Origin of the sequence: Actinomadura chibensis NBRC 106107 (assembly GCF_001552135.1) — a bacterium.
In the GTDB taxonomy this organism is placed as follows: domain Bacteria; phylum Actinomycetota; class Actinomycetes; order Streptosporangiales; family Streptosporangiaceae; genus Spirillospora; species Spirillospora chibensis.
This window is the reverse complement of record NZ_BCQP01000072.1, coordinates 44157-61787: the sequence shown is the minus strand read 5'-3', so window position 1 is coordinate 61787 and position 17631 is coordinate 44157. Positions and strand designations below refer to the sequence as shown.

Genomic DNA, 17631 nt, shown 5'->3' with positions numbered 1-17631 from the left:
TGCCGTTTCCCGAGAGCGAACGCGACTCGGGAAACGGCCCCTCGCGAGCGACGGGGGTTCCAGGGGGTCGCCCCCCTGGGCAAACACAGCCTTATTTGATCTGGTTGTCCACCACGTCCAGTGTCGGGCGGGCGCCCAGGTGCTGCATGGCGCGGGCGGCCAGGCGGCAGCCGGCGGTGAGGGCGTCGGCGGGCTGCTTGCCGTCCAGCCAGGGCGGGAGGAAGCCCGCGACGAACGCGTCGCCCGCGCCGGTGCCGTCGATGATCTTCTCGACGGGTTCGGCGGCGACGGTGACGGGCTCGGGGCGGCCGTTGGTGTACCAGAGGGCGCCGTCCGGGCCGTTCTTGATCACGACCTGCGGGTACCAGGCGGTCAGGACCTTGGCGGCCTGCTCCGGCGTGTCGCGGCCGGTGAGGATCTCGGCCTCCTTGGCGTTGACCACGAGGAGCCGGGCGCCCTGCGTCCATTCGAGGAAGGGCTCGGCGCCCATGCGCTTGAGCGGGGAGGACGAGCCGCCGTCCACCGACACCGACATCTGCGCCTTGCGGGCGAGGTCGAGGGTGTGGATGGCCGCCTTGCGCGACCCCTCGTTGATCAGCGCGTACCCGGACAGGTGCAGGTGCGTGCCCTGCGAGAACAGGTCCTTGCAGCGCTCGATGTCCTCGGGGAGGAGGGCGCCGTTGGCGCCGGGGTCGGAGAGCATGGTGCGGTCGCCCTTGTGGGTGACCATGATCACGCAGGTTCCGGTGGGACGCTCCTGGTCCATGACGAGGCGGGCGTCGACGCCGTACCCCATCAGCTCCATGTCCCGGTTCCGGCCCGCGATGTCGGAGCCGCGGCGTCCGACGAAGGCGGCCTCGGTCCCCTCCACGGCGAGCCAGGCGGCCACGTTGGCACCCGAGCCGCCTCCGTGGATCGTCACCGCGGCCGGCGTGTCGCTACCCTTGGCGAGAGGGAACGCGGCACGCGCCACGGTGTCTGTCATAAGATCGCCGACCACGACCACGCGCGTCATGGAGTCATCACCTCGATCAACACGGCCCGCGCGAGCGGCAATTCTGGGCGTGTGCTCGACCGTAACAGCTATCGAGCCCTGATTAGGTCTCGAACGCGCAGCGAAACCGAGGAAGCCCATTTTTTCGATCGCGGGCCAGGGGGCGCCCGTGCCTTACCCTCGGGTACGTGACCGAGCGTTACCCGGATCAGTGGGAGGCGGACGTCGTCCTCAGCGACGGCGGGACGGCCCATCTGCGCCCCATCCGGAGCGCCGACGCCGCGATTCTCCGCGATTTCTACGCGCGGCTGTCCCCGGAGTCGATCTACTACCGGTTCTTCTCGCCGCGCCCGCACCTGTCGGACCGTGACATCGAACACTTCACCGGTGTCGACCACGACCGGCGGGTCGCGCTGATCGCCACGATCGGCGAGGAGATGGTGGCGGTCGTCCGGTACGACCGGCTCGGCGAGCGGCCGGAGACGGCGGAGGTCGCGTTCCTCGTGGAGGACGCGCACCAGGGCCGCGGGCTCGGCCCGGTCCTGCTGGAGCACATCGCGGCGGCGGCGCGCGAGCGAGGCGTGCGCCGGTTCGTGGCGAGCGTCCTGCCCGACAACCGGCGGATGACCAGGGTCTTCCGGGAGGCGGGGTACCGGGCGGAGCAGCGCTTCGAGGAGGGCGTGATCGAGCTCGTCCTCGACCTGGAGCCGACCGAGACGTCGCTCGAGGTGATGGCCGCGCGGGAGCACCGGGCCGAGTCGCGGTCGATCCAGCGGCTGCTGTTCCCTGGGTCGGTCGCGGTGATCGGGGCGAGCCGGGCCGAGCACAGCGTCGGGCAGACGGTGCTGCGCAACCTGCTGTCCGGGGACTTCAGCGGGCCCGTCTATCCGGTGCATCCGACGGCGGTGGCCGTGGCGGGGGTGCGCGCGTACCCGTCCGTCCTGGAGGTGCCGGACGACGTCGACCTCGCCGTCGTCGCCGTCCGGGCGGACGCCGTCCACGAGGTCGTGGAGCAGTGCGCGAGCAAGGGCGTGCGGGGCCTGGTCGTCGTGTCGTCCGGCTTCGGGGAGATCGGGGACGAGGGCCGCGCCCGGCAGGAGGAGCTGGTGCGCCTCGCCCGCGCCTACGGGATGCGCGTGGTCGGGCCCAACTGCCTGGGCATCGCCAACACCGACCCGGACGTCCGGCTGAACGCGACCCTGGCCCCGACGATGCCGGGACGCGGCCCGGTCGGCTTCTTCTCCCAGTCCGGCGCGCTCGGCATCGCGATCCTGCAGCGGACGGCGGAGCGCGGCCTCGGCCTGTCCACGTTCGTCTCCGCCGGGAACCGGGCGGACGTCTCCGGCAACGACCTCATGCAGTACTGGGAGGAGGACCCGGCGACCAAGGCCGTCCTGCTCTATCTGGAGTCGCTCGGCAACCCGCGCAAGTTCGCGCGGCTGGCGCGCAGGCTCGGCCGCCGCAAGCCGATCGTGGCGGTGAAGAGCGGGCGCAGCACGCAGGGCGTCCCGCTCGGGCACGCGGCGCGGGCGCTGACGCTGCCCGACCACGCGGTCAGCGCGCTGTTCGAGCAGGCGGGCGTGATCCGCGTCGAGGACATCTCCGAGCTGTTCGACGTGGCGCAGGTGCTCGCCTACCAGCCGCTCCCGGCGGGCGACCGCATCGCGATCATCGACAACTCCAACTCGCTGGGGCTGCTCGCGCAGGACGAGGCCGTCGCGCTCGGCCTGGACGTCCGGCCCCGCATCGACCTCGGCCCGCGCGCCGGCGCCGACGAGTACGAGGCCGCGCTCGCCCGGGCGCTGGACGACGACACCGTCGACGCGGTGGTCGCGCTGTTCACGCCCCCGACGATCGGCGGCTACGACGTGCGCGTCCCGGAGAAGATCCTGAGGCTGGCGGCCCGGGGCCGCAAACCGATCGTGGCGACCTACCTCGGAACCGAGGGGATGCCCGCCGACCTGCGCGTCCCCGGCCCGGACGGGACGGCGGCCGAGGGCTCGGTGCCGTCCTACCCCTCGCCGGAGGACGCCGTCCGGGCGCTGGCGTACGTGATCAGGTACGCGCGGTGGCGGCGGCGCCCGCCGGGGCGCATGCCGGTGTTCGACGGGATCGACCGCGAGCGCGCGCGGGAGCTGGTCGCGTCCTGGCTCGGCGGCGACGGCGCGGCGGACGTCGCGCCGGAGCGGGCGGCCGAGCTGCTGTCCTGCTACGGCATCGACGTCGAGGACGGCGCCGACGGCCACGGCGTCCCCACCCGCGTCGTCGTCCGGGAGGACCACTCGTTCGGCGCGGTGATCTCCTTCGGCATCGCCGACGAGACCGCCGCCCTCCTGGACGACCGCGCCCACCGGCTGTCGCCGCTCGCCGACGCGGAGGCGGCGGAGATGGTCCGCGCCATCCGGACGGCGCCGCTCCTGCTCGGCCACCGCGGCGCGGAGCCGGTGAACCTCGCCGCCCTGGAGGAGCTGCTGCTCCGCGCGTCCCGCCTCGGCTACGACCTGCCCGAGGTGGCGCGCCTGGAGCTGAACCCCGTGCTGGCGGACGCGTCCGGCGCCACGGTGCGGGGCGTGGCGCTCAGGCTGGAGCGGCCGCCGGGCCCGCGCCCCGAACTGGGCCCGCGCCGCCTGTCCTGACGGCCTTCTCTCCCTGGCCCGGCGGCCTCGCCTTCCTCGCCGCGCGGCACCGGGGAGTACGGGTCAGGCCGGTGGACCGGGCGGGCTCGGGGACGGCGTCGGCGGGATCGGGTCGGGTTCCGGGCCCGGCGGGACCGGGTCCGGGTCGGGCGTCGGCGGGGTCGGCTCGGGAGCGGGGCCGGGCGGGGTCGGCTCCGGCGGCGGGCCCGGCGGGACCGGCTCGGGCGACGGCCCCGGCGGGACGGGCCGGGGCGGCTGCGGGGACGGCCCCGGCGGTCCGGGCGGCGGCTCCACCGGCGGGACCAGCGGTTCCGGCGCGGGCGCCGGGTCGGGGCCGGGCGGCGGCACCGGCGGCGGCTTGGGCAGCGGCTTCTCGTCCATGCCCGCCCCGTACCCCGCGTGCGGGCGGCTGACCGCGCGTGCGGCGGTCATGTGCGCGTCCGGCCCCGGACAGGGCAGGATGGGCCCATGAGGGAAACCCGAGCGACCGCCGGCGGCCTGCGCACGGCGATCGAGCGCAGCGGCTACTACCCGGACCTGGTCGCGGACGCGGTGGAGTCGGCCGTCGGGGACGAGCCCGTCGTGGCCTACGTCGTCCACCACGAGGCGACGTTCGACCCCGCGATGGAGGTGCGGCGGCACGTGACCGTGCTCGTGCTGTCCGCGAGCCGGCTGCTGGTGTGCCACACCGACGAGCACCCGCCCGGCGACGGCATGGCGCAGCCGCACGCGTCCACCACCACCGAGGCCGTGAAGCTGGAGCGCGTCCAGTCGGTCGCGGTGACCAGGGTCGTCCCGGACCCGGCGTCGTACGTGCCGGGGGTGCCGCCGACCGAGGTGGTCCTGACGATCGGCTGGGGCGCCATCGCCCACATCGACCTTGAGCCCGCGACCTGCGGGGACGAGAACTGCGAGGCCGACCACGGCTACACGGGCAGCGTCACGGCGGACGACCTGTCCCTGCGGGTGAGCGAGGCCGCGGACGGCCGCGACGCCGTGACCCAGGTGCTGGCGTTCGCGGAGGAGCTGTCCGCCGCGACCGCCCGGTGACCGCCGGGACGGCGGGGCCGCCGCCCGTCCCGCGCTACGGGTCGGGCGCGCTCGCCGACCTGCCGCCGTCGGTGCTCGCCTCGCTGGGCGTCCCGGACGCGGTGAACGTGCTGGGCCTCGCCCCGGTGCCGCGCGTCTGCGTGCTGGTCGTCGACGGGCTCGGCTGGGAGCAGCTGCGCGCCCATCCGGCCGAGGCCCCGTTCCTGGCCTCGATGGACGGCGGGCCGATCACGTCCGGCTTCCCGGCGACGACGGTCAGCAGCCTCGGGTCGCTGGCGACGGGCGCGCCGCCCGGCGCGCACGGCCTGCTCGGCGTCCAGGTGGCGATCCCGGGCACCGGCCGCCTCCTCAACTGCCTCCGCTGGCAGGACGACTCCGTCGACCCGACCGAGTTCCAGCCCGTCCCGACCGTGTACGGGCGGGCGGCGGCGGACGGCGTCGCCGTCTCCTACGTCGCGCTCGGCCAGTACCGGGGGACCGGCCTCAGCCGCGCCACCGCCCGCGGGGCCCGCTACCGCGCCGCGAACGGCCTCGGCCAGCTCGTCGGCCGGACAGAGCTGGCGCTGCGCGAGGGCGACCGCTCGTTCGTCACCGTGTACCACGCCGACCTCGACGCGACCGGGCACCGGTTCGGCGCCGGGTCCGCCGACTGGCGGCACCAGCTCCGCTTCGTGGACCTGCTCGCCGAGCGGATCGCGGACGTCCTGCCGCCCGGCTCGGCCCTGCACGTGACCGCCGACCACGGCATGGTCGACCCGGTGGAGCGGGTCGACTTCGACGCCGTCCCCGAGCTGCGCGACGGCGTCGCCCTCCTCGGCGGAGACGCCCGCGCCCGGTACGTCTACAGCGAGCCGGGCGCCCACGACGACGTCCTCGCCGCCTGGACGGCCCTGCTCGGCGACCGGGCGTGGGTCGTCCCGCGCGAGCGGGCGATCGCGGACGGCTGGTTCGGGCCGCTCGGCCCCGGCATGCTCGACCGCGTCGGGGACGTCATCGCCGTCCCGCACGCCGACCTCGCGATCGTCGCGTCCGAGCGCGAGCCGTGGCTGGACCGGATGGTCGGCATGCACGGCTCCCTCGTGGCGGCGGAGCAGCTCGTCCCGCTGCTGACCACGTCCAGGCACTGATGATGTCCAGGCACTGACACTCGGGGGACTTGAGATGAACCAGGAATCGCCCCTCCCGAATCCGGGCGACGCCGGTCAAACTGACGGTGTGCACCCTCTCATCGAAGCGCCCGCGCTCGACCGGCTGCTCCGGCGGCAGACGCCCGTCGTCCTGCTGGACGTCCGGTGGCATCTGGGCGGACCCCCGGGGATCGAGTCGTACCGCAAGGGGCACCTGCCCGGCGCCGTGTTCGTCGACCTGGACCAGGACGTCGCCGGGCCGCCGGGGCCCGGTGGCCGCCATCCGCTGCCCGATCCGGCCGCCTTCGAGTCCGTCATGCGCCGCGCCGGGGTGTCGGGCGACAGCCTCGTCGTGGTCTACGACGACGCCGACTCCACGTCGGCGGCGCGGGTGTGGTGGTCGCTGCGCTATTTCGGGCACGAGCGCGTCCGGGTCCTGGACGGCGGCTACCGCGCCTGGACGGAGGCGGGCCTCCCGGTGAGCACGGCGGAGCCGGAGGCCAAGCCGGGCGACTTCGTCGCGAGCCCGGGGCGGCTGCCCGTCCTGGACGCCGAGGGCGCCGCGGAGCTCGCGACGGCCGGGGTGCTGCTCGACGCCCGCGCCGCCGAGCGGTACCGCGGCGAGCTGGAGCCCGTCGACCCGGTCGCCGGGCACATCCCGGGGGCTCGGAACGCGCCCACGTCCGGCAACGTCGGCGTGGACGGCCGGTTCCTGCCCCCCGAGCTGCTGCGCGAGCGGTTCGCGCAGCTCGGCGCCACGGACGCGCTCGACGTCGGCGCCTACTGCGGCTCCGGCGTGACGGCCGCGCACGAGATCCTCGCGCTGAACCTCGCGGGCATCCCGGCCGCCCTCTACGTGGGCTCCTGGTCGAACTGGGTGACCGACCCGTCCAACCCCATCGCCACCGGCGACTGCTGACCGCCCGCCCCGAACGGTCGCCGCTGGCTGAGCCTGTGCCTGCGGCGGCCGGTCGGCCTCGTGTGGGGTCAGCCTGCGCCCAGGCAGAGGAAGCCCGCCAGCTCCGGGGGACGGGGGAGTGCGGCGAGGGCTCGCGACGGCGGGTCCCCGGCGGACAGGCGGGCGTGGAACGCGGCCATGAAGGCGGGCGTCGCCTCGTCCCGGACGGGCGCGACGCTGGCGATCACGGTCGCGGCGCCGAGCGCGAGCAGGACGCCCGCCATGCCGAGCGCCGCGTCGCCCCCGTCGGCCCGTCCGATGTCGCAGGCGGACAGCACGACGACGCGCGGCGGGACGGACAGCTCGTCCAGGTCGTGGACCATCAGCGGCCCGCCCGCGAGCCGCAGCCGCGAGAACAGGGCGTTGCCCTCGCGGAACTCGCCGTGCGCGGCGACGTGCGCGAGGGCCGCGCCGTCCAGGGCGTCGCGGACGGCCTCGGGACGCGCGTCCGGGCCGTCCAGGACGGTGGCGTGCGGGTGCAGCCGCCGCAGCGCGCCGATCTCCCGCCGCGCGTGCCGGAGCCCGGGGCCCGCGACGAGGACGGTGCGCCCGCCCCCGCGCGACGGTTCGCGGGCGCGCACCCACGCGCACGCGGACGGCACGACCGTGAACGCCCGCCCCTCCAGCGACGGCAGCACCGCCCACGGCAGCCCGTGCAGCGTGCCCGTCGGCGCGACGACCAGCTCGCGGTCGCCGACGACCCGCGCCAGCGGGACGAGCAGCCGCCGGTCGAGGCGCCCGGCCGTGTCGGTGAGGGCGGCGAGGGCGCGCGGGTCGTCCCGCTCGGCGAGGCGCCGGACGGCGTAGCGCAGCAGGCCGGTGTCGCGGACGGCCGGGTCGGCCGCGCCCAGCCGGTGGCGGTGGGCCTGACCGGCGACGACGGTCACCGCGTGCAGCTCGCGGCCGACCGCGACCAGCTCGACGAGCGCCCGGTCGCCGAGCGCGGCGGCGACCGCCGCGAAGCCGGGGGAGTGCCCGCCGGACGCGCCGGACGGGCGGTGCCGCGTCCGCGCGCGGACCGTCGCCTCCAGGGCGGCCATGTCGGCCGGGACCGGGGTTCCGGTCCCGCCGCGCGCCGTGTCGCCGGTCCGCTCGACGCTGAACGCGCGCAGCCTGGCCAGCGCCGCCGCCCGCTCCGGGTCCTTCGGCGGGCGGACCCGGACCGGCCGCGCGATCGCCCGCCGCCGCTCCTCGACCGCGAGCAGCTCCCGCGCCGACCGGGCCAGCGCGAGCCCGAGGTCGGCCAGCTCGGTGACGAGCCCGGTCGCCCGCGCGCGGAGGTCGAGCGCGTCGAGCGCCTCCGCGTACTGCTCCGTCACCCTGAGCCCGGACCGGACGGCGGCCACCGCGCCCGCGTGGTCGGCCCGCGCGGAGCGTTCGAGCGCGACGGCGTGCCAGGCGGCGATCTGGGCGGACGCGGGCCCGCGCGCACGCCCGACCCCGGAGAGCAGGTGCCCGGCCGGACGGCCCAGCGACAGCGCGACCCGCGCGGCGGCGATCCGGGCCTCGTCGGCGGCGTCGGCCCACCCGCCCGCCGCCAGCCGGTCCGCCGTCGCCATGGCCGTGCGCAGCAGCACGCCCGACCGCTCGCCGGACGTCCACCGCGCCTTCACGAGGACGTGCTCGGCGAGCAGCATCCACCCGGTGCGCTCCTGCTCGGCGAACGCGGCGCGGGCGCGTTCGGCGGCGTCGGTGCACCGTTCGGGGTTGCCGTCGGCCAGTTCCGCGTGGGCGAGGAGGAGGAAACCGTCCGCGATGTCGCACGCGTAGCCGTTCGCCGTAGCGGCGTCCAAGGCCGCGTGGAGAAGAGGACGCGCCTCGCCCGGCAGACCCACCGAGATGAGGGTCTCCGCCTGGTCGAACCGGCACTGCGCCAGGCGTTCGCCGGACAGGTGGGCTTCGGCCTCGGCGAAGAGGCGAAGCGCGCGCGGGACGTCCCCACGCCGCGACAACGCGAACGCCAGGTTCCCCTTGGACATCGCCGTCTGGTGCCGCAGCCCGGCGGCCTCGCTGACGGTGACGGCCTCGTCCAGCGCGGCCTCCGCCGCCGCGAAGTCGCCGCGTAGCGCGCAGGCGAGGCCGAGGTTGCCGAGCAGGCCGCCGAGCGTCACCGGGTCGTCCGCCTCGCGGAGGCGGGGCAGGGCCTCCGCGGCCACGTCGTGCGCCTCGTCCAGGCGTCCGGCGCGCGCGAGGGCGCAGGCCCGGTTGGCGGCGAGGCGGTCCGCGTCGGGGCCGTGCAGGTGGGGCGCCGCCTCGTCCGCGTGGGCCAGCGCCTCGCCGATGTCGCCGGCCGCGGTGAGCAGCCCGACGAGACTCATCCTGATCTGCGCCGCCGCGTACCCGTCCGCGAGGGCGAGGGCCCGGCGGAGGTAGGCGAGGCCCTCGTCGAGGAGCCCCAGCTCCTTGGCGGCGAGCCCGGCCGCCCGCAGCACGGCCACGCCGCCACCGTCGCCCTCGCCGCCGCCGTCTTCGAGCAGGGCCCGCGCCCGGCCGAGCGCGGCGGCCGGGTCGGCGGCGGCGAGGCGCAGCAGGGCGCGCTCGTCCGGGCGGGCGCGCGTCACAACCGGACCCAGCTCGTCACGATCGACGTGCCGTCGTCCAGGTGGAACACCAGGCTTGCCAGACCGGCGGGCACGCTCGGCACGCAGAACAGCCCGGCGGGCTCCGCGCGGGCCGTGATCCCGTCCGGCGGGAGCTCCAGGTGCCGGACCCGGACCAGCGCCGCGGACGGCGGGACGATCCGCCCGGTCAGCTCGCGGTTCCCGCCGTGCGCCGCCACCTCCACCTCGACCTCCACCGTCCCGCCGGGGCAGGTGAACGTCAGGACGCGTCCCGCCGTGCCGCGCACCCCGGCCGCCGTCCGCCCGGCCCGGTCGTGCGACAGCTCCGCCAGCGTCGCGGACGGCACGCGCAGCGCGATCGCCGCGCGTGCCGCCGCGAGGACGGCGGCGGGCACCGGGTCGAGCGTCTCGAACGCGCCGCGCACGCCCGCCATCAGCTCGTCGTCGTTCACGGGACGAGCCTCCGCAGCGCGTCCAGGCACCGGGCCCTGGTCGGCCCGACGCTGCCGAGCGGGATGCCGAGCGCGGCGGCGAGCTCGGCGTGGCTGGACGCGACCGCGAACAGCCGCAGCAGCGTCCGGCAGCGCCGCGGCAGCGCCTCCAGGGCCGCGCCGACCAGGCCGAGCCGCTCGCGGCTCAGCGCCACCCGGTCCGGGCCGGGCTCCGGCGCCCGCGGCGCGGGCACGAGCGGCAGGTCGCGGCCGCGCAGCCGGACGAGCCGCAGGCTCTCGTTCCGCGCGGTCGTGGCGAGCCAGCACCCCGTGGCGGCCGGGTCGCGCAACCCGTCGATCCGCTCCACGAGGCGCAGCCAGGTGGTCTGCACCACGTCGCCGGAGTCGGCGTCGTTCAAACCGTGCGAGCGGGCGATCGACCACAGCAGACCGCTGTGGCGCTCCACGAGCCGGGCCCACGCGGCGCCGTCGCCGCCGCGGGCCCGGACCACCAGCTCGTCCGTACCGTCGTTCTTGTGGGCCACCGAAGTCTCCTCCCGAGGCCCCCCGCGCCGTTCACCCTACGACATCGGCGGCTCACTCCGCGTGGACGACTCCGGCCATCTCCGGCGCACCCGCCCCGGCCGTCCCGGGCGCGTCCGCCGCCGCCGTGCCGACGATCACGCCGAGGTCCGGGAGGGAGGGGTGCGCGGACGGGTCGAGCACGCGGTCCGCCGCCGCGACCGCGGACACCCCGTCCGCCGCGGCGACGGCGGCGATCCGGCCCGCGACGACGGGCGCGGCGAACGACGTCCCGCTCCACGTCGCGTACCCCTGGAACAGGTCGGGGTCGAGCCCGCGCACGGGCGGACGCGTCCCGTCGAACCGCACGAACGCGCCCGCCACGTCCACGCCCTGCGCGCACGCGTCCACCCACCAGCCGTGGTTGGAGAACGCGGCCCGGTCGGCGCCGTCCAGCGCCGCGACCGCGACCACGGGCTTCATCGCGGCGGGCCAGAACGGACGGTCGGTCGCCGCGTTCCCGGCGCACGCCACGACGACCGTCCGGCGGCCGAGCGCCGCGATCGCCCGCGCCAGCACCGGGGACGGGCGGTCGTCGTAGGTGTGGCAGCCGAGCGAGACGTTGACCACGTCCACGCCGCCGCGCTCGGCGATCCACGCCAGCGCCCGGATCACGTCGAGCTCGTCGCCGACCCCGTCGCCGCCGATCACCCGGCGGGCCCGCAGCCGCGCCGACGGCGCCTGCCCCAGCACGACGCCCGCGACGAACGTGCCGTGCCCGGCCTGCGCGTCGAGGTCGTAGTCGAGGTCGGCGTCCAGCACCTCGGCCACCTCGTCGCGCTGCTCGCGGAACCAGTCCGCGTCCTCCCACCAGGGGTGCGGCGACAGGCCCGTGTCCAGGACGGCGACCGTCACCTCCCGGCGCGCCGCCGCCCCCGGCCGGGGCGCGGGCACCGGCGCGGCGGGACGCGGCCGGTCCGCGGGACCGCTCCACCACATCGGCTGCCCGACCACGAGGTGGTTCGGCGCCGCGCTCAGCCGCCGCCGCGCGGCGCCCGCCGCGGCGGTGCGGACGCCGTCCGAGCACAGCCGGGACGCGAGCTCGCACACGTCCACCTTCGCCGCCGGGCGCAGCCGCAACCGGGTCACGCCGCGCTCGTCGCGCCGCCCGTCGTGCCAGCGCCGCACCGTCGACTCGGCCGCGGCGGCGTCCGGCCCGGCCACCAGGATCTCGTCCCGCCGGATCAGGGCCGGACGCCCCGGCAGCGGTTCCACCACGACCGCGTCGCGGTGCCGCGCCAGTACCCGCTCCAGCCGTGCCTGCTGATCGAACATCGGTCCTCGCTCTCGTCGCTCGACTCCGGCACTCATCGTGTCGGATCGGGGACCAAGAGTGACCGGAAACGGACATGCGACCACGACCGGACCCGGTCCCGCCGGTTGCCGGGCTTTCCCCACACGGCGGCCCAGCACGCCCTAACCTGTCGTGGAGGCCCGTGAACCCTGTGCATCCTGTCCTCCACCGTTCAACAAACGACGGACTCACGGTGGTGCGACACGTGCCGATGATGCACAATGAGGGACGCGGACGCCGACTTGGGACGTACGAGGCCGTAGGGGAAGACGAGCCTCGGTACAGATCCAGGAGGTCCGGTGACCGCACGTGGCGTTTTCTACGTCCACTCCGCGCCGCCTGCGCTGAGCCCGCACATCGAGTGGGCCGCCGCAGGTGTTCTCGGTGTGCCCGTTTCCCTTGAGTGGACCGATCAGGCGGCCGCACCGGGAACGCTGCGCGCCGAGCTGCATTGGGAGGGGAGGCCGGGCACCGCCGCGGGCATCACCTCCGCGCTACGCGCCTGGAAGCTGGTGCGCTTCGAGGCCACCGAGGACCCGACCCCGGGCACCGACGGCGTCCGCTTCAGCTTCACCCCGTCCCTCGGGGTGTTCACCGGCGTCATCGGGGCCAGCGGGGACATCATGATCCCCGAGGACCGGCTGCGCTCCGTCATGGCGAACGCCGCGGTCGGCAAGATCACCCTGGAGCACGAGCTGGAGCGGCTCCTCGGCACCCCGTGGGACAACGAGCTCGAACCGTTCCGGCGCGCCGGGGACGGCGCGCCCGTCCGCTGGCTGCACGCCGCCGTGTGACGGCCGGGCGTCGGCCCGGCGCCGCCCCGTGGAGCGTGCCCGTCCCGCGGCTCGCGCGCCCCGCCCGGCGAACGTCCGGCGCGGGGCGCCCGCCGCACTGACGGCGCGGCCGCCGAAACACGCGAAACGGCCCGGCGAGGTCTCCCTCGCCGGGCCGTTCGGCGTGCTGTGCGCGCTCGGGTCAGAGGGCGCGTTCGAAGGCGACCGAGACGTTGTGGCCGCCGAACCCGAACGAGTTGTTGAGCGCCGCGGCCGGACCGTCCGGGAGCTTGCGCGGCTCGTCGCGGACGATGTCGAGGTCGACCTCGTCGTCCAGGTCCTCCAGGTTCGCCACGAACGGGACGAGACCCTCCCGCAGCGCCAGGATCGTGAAGATCGACTCCAGCGCGCCCGCGCCGCCGAGCAGGTGCCCGGTCATCGACTTGGTCGCGGTGATGACGGTCTGCCGGGCGACGTCCTCGCCGAGCCCCGCCTTGATGGACGCGAGCTCCGCCACGTCCCCCGCCGGGGTCGAGGTGGCGTGCGCGTTGATGTGGATGATGTCGGCGGGCTCCAGGCCCGCGTCGGCGAGGGCCCGCTGCATCGCCTTGGCCTGCCCGCGCCCGCTCGGGTCCGGCAGGACGATGTCGTAGGCGTCGTTGGAGTACCCGGCCCCGGACGCGTACCCGTTGATCTTCGCGCCGCGCCGCCTGGCGTGCTCCTCCGACTCCAGGATCATGACCGCGGCGCCCTCGCCGAGCACGAACCCGTCGCGGTTCTTGTCGTAGGGCCGGGACGCGCGCGACGGCTCCTCGTTGCGCGTCGACATCGCCCGCATGATCCCGAAGGACGCCATCTGCAGCGGGTGGATGCACGCCTCGGTGCCGCCGCAGACGATCACGTCGGCGCGGCCCGCGCGGATCATGTCGATCGCGTAGCCGACCGCCTCACCGCTGGACGCGCACGCGCTGACCAGGGCGTGCGACCCGGCCGTCGCGCCGAACTCGATGCCGACGTGCCCGGACGCGCCGTTCGGCATCAGCATCGGGACGGTGAACGGCGAGACCCGCGACCAGCCCTTCTCCCGGTACACGTCGTAACTGTTCAGGGCGGTGTGCAGGCCGCCGATGCCGCTGGACAGCACGACGCCGACCCGGTCGAGGTCGACGACGAACCCGCCCTCGACGCCGGCCTTCTCCATGCCCTTCTGCGGCTTGCCGCCGGGGGACGGGGCGAACCCGGCGTCCGCCCACGCCTCGCGCGCGGCGATCAGCGCGATCGCCTGGTTGCGGTCGAGGCGGCGCAGCGCCTGCCGCGGCATCACCTCGTCCGGCGGCACCTTCAGCGTCGCGGCGAAGCGGACCGGCAGGTCCTCGACGCCCTCCCACTCCAGTGTGCGGATCCCGGACTCTCCGGCGAGCAGGGCGGACCAGGTCGACGGCAGGTCTCCACCGAGTGGGGTCGTTGCACCGAGACCCGTCACGACGACTCTGGTCTGGCTCTTGCTCATGTGGATGCTCCTTGCGGGCTGTGAGGGGCGGTCGCAGCTACCCGGACGGCCCGCGGGCCGCCGCCGTGGCGGGGTCCCGCGGGCCGGCGCGTGCCGTCCCCGCGTGCTAGCTCTTGACCGGGGCCTTCTGCAGGTTCTGGACGAAGTCGATGACGTCCTTCACCGTCTTGAGGTTGCGCAGCTCGTCGTCGGGGATCTCGACGCCGAACTGGTCCTGCGCGGCCACCGCGATCTCGACCATCGACAGCGAGTCGATGTCCAGGTCGTCGATGAAGTTCTTCTCCGGGGTCACCTCGGACTTGTCGATGCCGACGATGTCGTCGATGATCTCGGCGAGGCCGGCCAGGATCTGCTGTTCGGTGGCGACTTCTGCCATGGTCTGCGTTTCTCCTTCGGTGGGTTGGTCCAGAGCCTGCGAGCAGGTGTGACGGCCTACGGGATCTGGATGACTTGGGCAGCGTAGGACAGCCCGGCGCCGAACCCGACCAGCAGGGCCGGGGCGCCGGACGGCACGTCGCCGCGTTCGATCATGCGGGACAGGGCGAGCGGGATGGACGCTCCGGACGTGTTGCCGGAGTGGACGATGTCGTCGGCCACGACGGCGTTGTCGGCCTTCACCTTGCGGGCGATGGCCTCGATGATCCGAAGGTTGGCCTGGTGGGGGACGATCGCGGCGAGGTCGGCCGGGCTGATCCCGGCGCGCTCGCACGCCTCGACGGCGACGGGCGCGATGGCGGTGGTCGCCCAGCGGAACACCGCCTGCCCCTCCTGCCGGATGAACGAGTGCCGGTCATCGATGATGATCTTGTCGTACTTGTCGCCGGCGCTGCCCCACACGACCGGGCCGATGCCGGGCGCCTCGCTGGGGGCGACGACCGCGGCGCCCGCGCCGTCCGCGAAGATGATGCAGGTGGAGCGGTCGGTCCAGTCGATCCACTGGGACATCTTCTCCGAGCCGATCACCAGCACGTTGCGGGCGCTTCCGGCGCGGACGGCGGCGCTGGCGGTGCCGAGCGCGTAGCAGAACCCGGCGCACGCGGCGTTCAGGTCGAACGCGCCGGGCGCGTCGATGCCGAGCCGGTGCGCGATCTGCGCGGCGTGCCCCGGCATCGGCGACTCCGCCGAGCACGTGGCGAGGATCACGAGGTCGATGTCGGACGGGGCGAGCCCGCTGCCCGCGAGCGCCTTGCCGCCCGCGTGCACGCCGAGCTCGACGATGCCCTCGTCGTCGCCCGCGATGCGCCGCTCCGCGATGCCGACCCGGCTGCGGATCCACGCGTCGTCGGTCTCGACGGTCTTGGCGAGGTCGTCATTGGTGACGATGCGCGCCGGCCGATAATCCCCGAACGCCAGGATCCGAGCCCCCGGCGCAGCCTCAGGAATCCGAAGCCCCCCCGCTCCGGTCACGACGCACTTCCCTTCCGGGGGGCGACCCCCGGGCCCCCGGAGGCTCGGCGCCGTGATCCTCGCTCCGCTCCGGTCACGACGCCTCCGCCTCGATGAGAGCGCGGGCTTTGTCGAGGTCTGCGGGGGATTTCAGGGCGACCAGTTCGACGCCCTTCAGTTCGCGGCGGGCGAGCCCGGCGAGGGTGCCCGCGGGCGGCAGCTCGATGATGCCGGTGACGCCCAGCTCGGTCATGGTCGCCATGCACGCGTCCCAGCGGACGGGCGCGCTGACCTGGTCGACGAGCCGCTCCACGAACTCGGGGCCGGACGCGACGACGGCGCCGTCGCGGTTCTGCAGCAGCCGCGTCCGCGGGTCGGCGACGGGCGCGCCGGACGCGACGCGGCGGAGCGCGTCGACGGCGGGCGCCATGTGCTCGGTGTGGAACGCCCCCGCCACCGACAGCGGGCGGAGCCGGGCCTTCGCGGGCGGCTCGTCGGCGAACCGGGCGAGCTGCTCCAGCGTCCCGGCGGCGACGACCTGCCCCGCGCCGTTCACGTTCGCGGGGGTGAGCCCGTGCTTGTCGATCGAGGCGAGGACCTCGTCGGGGTCGCCGCCGAGCACGGCGGTCATCCCGGTCTCGGTGACGGCGGCGGCCTCGGCCATCGCGCGTCCCCGCTCCCGGACCAGCACCAACGCCGTCTCGGGGCTCAGCACACCGGCGATCGACGCCGCGGCGAGCTCGCCGACGCTGTGCCCGGCCACCGCGCCGGGGACGGCGCCGTCCCCGTACAGGACGTCGTAGGCCGCCAGCGCGGCGGCGACGAGCAGCGGCTGCGCGACGGCGGTGTCACGGATCTCCTCGGCGTCCGCGACCGTCCCGTAGCGGACCAGGTCGAGCCCGGTGACCGCGGACCACCAGGCCAGGCGATCGGCGACTCCGGGTATCTCTAGCCATGGCTGCAAGAAGCCTGGGGTCTGGGCGCCCTGGCCGGGCGATGCGAGGAGAATCACTCGACCAGCCTGCCGCCAACGCCCCTCCCATCACGATGCCTGACGGCACAACTTTGCCCAGGGCCCTTTGTACGACCCCTACAACCCTGGTCGCCTAGGGGACGACCCCCTAGCCGAGCAGCGACAAGACCCGTGACGTGCGTCTCAGCGAAACCGCCCGGGGACGTGTCAGCGGGATTGGAAGCGTCCCAGAACCAGCGCGATGCGCAGCGTGAACGCGTTGCGCCCGTCGGTCGGGGCGAGGCCGGTGAGTTCGGTGACGCGCCGGAGCCGGTACCGCACCGTGTTCGGGTGGACGAACAGCAGGCGCGCCGTCGCCTCCAGCGACGAGCCTTGTTCGAGGTAGGTGGTCAGCGTGTCGAGCAGCGGGGCGCCCGCGGCGAGCATCGGGTTGTAGACGCTCTCGACCAGGTAGCGGCGCGCCTCGTCGTCGCCGTCGAGGGCGCGCTCGGGGAGCAGCTCGGTCGCCTGGACGGGACGGGGCGCGTCCGGCCACCCGGCGGCGGCGCGGAGCCCGGCGACGGCGGCCTGCGCGGACAGCGTCGAGTCGTAGAGGTCGGGGACCCGCGGCCCGACGACCACCGGCCCGGGCCCGCACTTGGCGGCGATCGGACGGGCCGCGTCCATCGGGTCGGTGTCGCCGCCGACGATGACGATGACCCGGTGCCCTTGGACGCCCGCCAGCACGTCGGCGCGCGCGCGGCGGGCGGCGAGCTGCATCTGGTCGATGGTGACCTCGGGCTCTTCGTCCTCCGGGGTGAACCCGGCGATGACGGTGACGGGCTTGGACGTCCAGCCGAGCGCGGCCGCCCAGGAGTGCATGCCGTCGTCGACCTCCCCTTGGAGGACGGCGTTGACGACGAGGGCCTCCAGCCGCGCGTCCCACGCGGCGCGCGTCTCGGCGGCGCGCGCGTACACCTGCGCGGCGCCGAACGCCACGTCGCGCGTGTAGCGCAGGATCGCCTCGCGGAGCTGGGCCTCGCCACCGGGCGCGGCCAGCTCGTCCAACCGGGTCTCGACCACGTCGATGATGACGCGGACCATGTCGATGGTGTGCTGGAGCTTGATGGCGCGCAGCAGCTCGCGGGGCGCGGTGCCGAACACCTCCCCGGCGATGGCCGGGCGGGTCCGCTCGTTGTTCTTGAACCACTCGACGAACGCGGCGATGCCGGCCTGGGCGACGAGCCCGATCCAGGACCGCTGGTCGGCGGGCATCCGCCGGAACCAGGGGAGCTGTTCCTCCATGCGGGTCAGGGCCGCGGTGCCGAACGTCCCCATCGCCTTCTCCAGGCGCCGGGTCGTCTGCTCGCGGATTTC

The 17631-nt window shown here is 75.3% G+C and carries 16 protein-coding genes; 5 read left to right on the top strand and 11 right to left on the bottom strand.

The genetic code is table 11. From position 1 onward, the window contains the following. Window positions 1–91: 91 nt before the first annotated feature. Complete coding sequence (locus ACH01S_RS36250; protein WP_067903017.1) at window positions 92–1015, bottom strand: carbohydrate kinase family protein; 924 nt, start codon at window positions 1013–1015, stop codon at window positions 92–94. Window positions 1016–1182: 167 nt separating this feature from the next. On the opposite strand from ACH01S_RS36250, the gene ACH01S_RS36245 reads away from it, so the two are divergent. Next, entirely contained in the window at window positions 1183–3630 is a 2448-nt protein-coding gene (locus tag ACH01S_RS36245) for a bifunctional acetate--CoA ligase family protein/GNAT family N-acetyltransferase (protein ID WP_067903014.1), read from the top strand. A 63-nt stretch (window positions 3631–3693) separates the two neighbouring features. Here ACH01S_RS36245 and ACH01S_RS44945 read toward each other — a convergent pair whose 3' ends face one another. Further along, a complete protein-coding gene (locus ACH01S_RS44945; RefSeq protein ID WP_174564936.1) occupies window positions 3694–4062 on the bottom strand; it encodes a hypothetical protein in 369 nt (122 codons plus the stop codon). A 36-nt stretch (window positions 4063–4098) separates the two neighbouring features. Here ACH01S_RS44945 and ACH01S_RS45555 point away from each other — a divergent pair, with 36 nt between their 5' ends. The 3 genes from ACH01S_RS45555 to ACH01S_RS36225 all read left to right on the top strand — a co-directional run bounded on the left by ACH01S_RS45555 (window position 4099) and on the right by ACH01S_RS36225 (window position 6726). Then, window positions 4099–4680 carry a DUF5998 family protein gene (locus ACH01S_RS45555; RefSeq protein WP_067903011.1) on the top strand — a complete coding sequence of 194 codons (582 nt, stop codon included), beginning with the start codon at window positions 4099–4101 and terminating at the stop codon, window positions 4678–4680. Continuing rightward, window positions 4677–5807, top strand: a complete 1131-nt coding sequence (locus ACH01S_RS36230) for an alkaline phosphatase family protein (RefSeq protein ID WP_067903008.1) — start codon at window positions 4677–4679, stop codon at window positions 5805–5807. Before ACH01S_RS45555 ends, ACH01S_RS36230 begins: the two co-directional genes overlap by 4 nt. 88 nt (window positions 5808–5895) lie before the next feature. Beyond that, window positions 5896–6726 carry a sulfurtransferase gene (locus ACH01S_RS36225; protein ID WP_067903005.1) on the top strand — a complete coding sequence of 277 codons (831 nt, stop codon included), beginning with the start codon at window positions 5896–5898 and terminating at the stop codon, window positions 6724–6726. 68 nt (window positions 6727–6794) lie between these two features. Here ACH01S_RS36225 and ACH01S_RS36220 read toward each other — a convergent pair whose 3' ends face one another. Genes ACH01S_RS36220 through ACH01S_RS36205 form a run of 4 tightly spaced genes read right to left on the bottom strand, consistent with a single transcriptional unit; the run spans window position 6795 to window position 11614 of the window. Next, on the bottom strand, window positions 6795–9326 hold the full coding sequence (locus ACH01S_RS36220; protein ID WP_246237233.1) for a CHAT domain-containing protein: 2532 nt from the start codon (window positions 9324–9326) through the stop codon (window positions 6795–6797). Next, window positions 9323–9778 (bottom strand): hypothetical protein, encoded by a 456-nt coding sequence (locus ACH01S_RS36215; RefSeq protein WP_067903002.1) that lies wholly within the window; start codon window positions 9776–9778, stop codon window positions 9323–9325. Before ACH01S_RS36215 ends, ACH01S_RS36220 begins: the two co-directional genes overlap by 4 nt. Beyond that, window positions 9775–10302, bottom strand: coding sequence for an RNA polymerase sigma factor (locus ACH01S_RS36210; RefSeq protein ID WP_067902999.1), 528 nt, complete (start codon window positions 10300–10302; stop codon window positions 9775–9777). The genes ACH01S_RS36215 and ACH01S_RS36210 overlap by 4 nt, the downstream gene beginning before the upstream one ends. A gap of 52 nt (window positions 10303–10354) precedes the next feature. After that, entirely contained in the window at window positions 10355–11614 is a 1260-nt protein-coding gene (locus ACH01S_RS36205) for a S8 family peptidase (RefSeq protein ID WP_067902996.1), read from the bottom strand. 318 nt (window positions 11615–11932) lie between these two features. Here ACH01S_RS36205 and ACH01S_RS36200 point away from each other — a divergent pair, with 318 nt between their 5' ends. After that, window positions 11933–12427: a DUF3145 domain-containing protein gene (locus tag ACH01S_RS36200; RefSeq protein ID WP_067902992.1), complete on the top strand. Its 495-nt coding sequence runs from the start codon at window positions 11933–11935 to the stop codon at window positions 12425–12427. 181 nt (window positions 12428–12608) lie between these two features. Here ACH01S_RS36200 and ACH01S_RS36195 read toward each other — a convergent pair whose 3' ends face one another. From ACH01S_RS36195 to ACH01S_RS36175, 5 genes are all read right to left on the bottom strand, one after another. Next, window positions 12609–13916 (bottom strand): beta-ketoacyl-[acyl-carrier-protein] synthase family protein, encoded by a 1308-nt coding sequence (locus ACH01S_RS36195; protein WP_067902988.1) that lies wholly within the window; start codon window positions 13914–13916, stop codon window positions 12609–12611. Between the two features lie 106 nt (window positions 13917–14022). After that, on the bottom strand, window positions 14023–14292 hold the full coding sequence (locus ACH01S_RS36190; RefSeq protein WP_067902982.1) for an acyl carrier protein: 270 nt from the start codon (window positions 14290–14292) through the stop codon (window positions 14023–14025). 56 nt (window positions 14293–14348) lie between these two features. Then, entirely contained in the window at window positions 14349–15323 is a 975-nt protein-coding gene (locus ACH01S_RS36185) for a beta-ketoacyl-ACP synthase III (protein ID WP_067902977.1), read from the bottom strand. Window positions 15324–15396: 73 nt separating this feature from the next. Continuing rightward, window positions 15397–16314 carry an ACP S-malonyltransferase gene (locus ACH01S_RS36180; protein WP_067902971.1) on the bottom strand — a complete coding sequence of 306 codons (918 nt, stop codon included), beginning with the start codon at window positions 16312–16314 and terminating at the stop codon, window positions 15397–15399. 168 nt (window positions 16315–16482) lie between these two features. Next, window positions 16483–17592, bottom strand: a complete 1110-nt coding sequence (locus ACH01S_RS36175; RefSeq protein ID WP_370671600.1) for a PucR family transcriptional regulator — start codon at window positions 17590–17592, stop codon at window positions 16483–16485. Window positions 17593–17631 lie beyond the last annotated feature (39 nt).